At 57.1% G+C, this 1,527-nt stretch carries 1 protein-coding gene; it reads right to left on the bottom strand.

Annotated features, from left to right (window positions below):
- Positions 1-41: 41 nt before the first annotated feature.
- The gene (locus EN780_RS33905) at positions 42-1,157 is read right to left on the bottom strand and encodes a dsDNA nuclease domain-containing protein (RefSeq protein ID WP_189556974.1); all 1,116 of its coding nucleotides are present in this window, start codon (positions 1,155-1,157) and stop codon (positions 42-44) included.
- Positions 1,158-1,527: the final 370 nt, after the last annotated feature.

The raw sequence follows: 1,527 nt of genomic DNA, 5'->3' as shown, positions 1-1,527 counted from the left end.
CTTTTCATACGATTTTGTCCGGAGGCTTCTAACCAAACGTCTTAGGTCGGGTCCACGCATTGCATTATCGCTCGTAGGGCTAGGTGTGCCTGCAATTCTGCCTTCTTTGCAGCAGGGAAGGCAATCGACAGATGCGCCAGCGCGTCGGTGAAGAACGGCAGAAGCTTCACCGGATCCGCTTTGCCGGCAAGCCAGGCATCGCATGCGGCAGCGATCTCATTATCCCGCGCCGAATGGCTTCCCATCACCTGCCGCCGATATATGGCACTGGCCGCCGCCCGAATAGCGGTAACGTCCATAAACCCCATGCCCTCTTGGGTGATCTGCGTAAGCCACGTTTCCAAATGATGCAGAAGATCACGCAACTCTTCGAGGTTGCCGAGCGCCGCCGCAAATTCATCACGCGAATAGCCGTGCAACTGCCTCACCTCCGCGAAGCTTTTGCAGGTGTCCGTCTTCGCGCCGAGCGGTCCCACTTTCGCCAGAAGCGCATCAACGAGCGACCGCGCCTGGCCGGCGTGGCGCGGGCTTCGGCTAAGAAGAAACTTGTGCGCAATGCCGACGGTGAAAGTGGATGGATCATCGACCGGCAACCGTACTCGCTCGACGTAAATCTTAGACAGATCCGGTGTGGACGTGTCGCTCCCGTGCAATATTTTCATGCCCTCGCTCAGCAGGTCGCGCAAATGCGGCGACAGCTCGGAAAGAGCCGTCGGCATCGAGGTTGCGGCGTTCGTACCGTCAACCAGCGGGAGGTCGCAACCGGCGTTCGAAATGAAGCGTCCGTGGCTGTTCAAGACGCTGAATGCCCGCACCGTCGCATACAGTTTCCCCACCGGGCTGTTCAAGAAATCGGTAAGCGGCTTCGCCTTCACCTTCTTTTTTCCCGGCAATTCTGGCGTGTGGAGACTGGTGAGGGCTCCCCACGCCCACTCTTTCCGGTCCTTTTTCTTGACCTGATAGATGCTGATCGCAGTCGGGGCGGTACTGGAGTCGAGAACAGCTACGTCCTGAATGACTTCAAACAGGAGAAGGAAATCAAGCTCCCCGGCTTCCTCCAGCTCGAACATCCGGATCAGCGCCCAATTCCGCTGAAACTCGATGCCCTTCTGGTTATGTCCCCCGCCAACCTCGGACAGACCGGCGTCGTTCGACACGGCGAGTATTTCCGCCAGAGAATCTGTCGTCATTAAGAACCCGCCCAAGTAAACGAGCAGAACGTATTTGCTGAGGCCGACATGTCAAGGGACGTTGAAGTGAACCGGCAACTAGCTCAGTGGTTGCAACCGCACTTCAATGTCGATGATGTCATCGAGGGCGCCGAGAGCGGTATTTCGTTTCGGCCACCAAGCGTCGGATTTTCACCCCACTATTGTTGTCCGTAGCGGAATATCGCAGGTAGGAAGGCGGGCGAAAAATCAGGTCTGGAAAACGAAATGAGCTCGATAGACTGGCATGTAGCGCCGCCTATGACGGATGATCAACGGCGCAATGCCCTGGCTGACATGGAGTTAATCGCGTGTGGCG

Origin of the sequence: Mesorhizobium sp. M4B.F.Ca.ET.089.01.1.1, assembly GCF_004022605.1 — a bacterium.
Taxonomy (GTDB): Bacteria; Pseudomonadota; Alphaproteobacteria; order Rhizobiales; family Rhizobiaceae; genus Mesorhizobium; species Mesorhizobium abyssinicae.
This window is presented reverse-complemented; position numbering and strand designations above follow the sequence as displayed.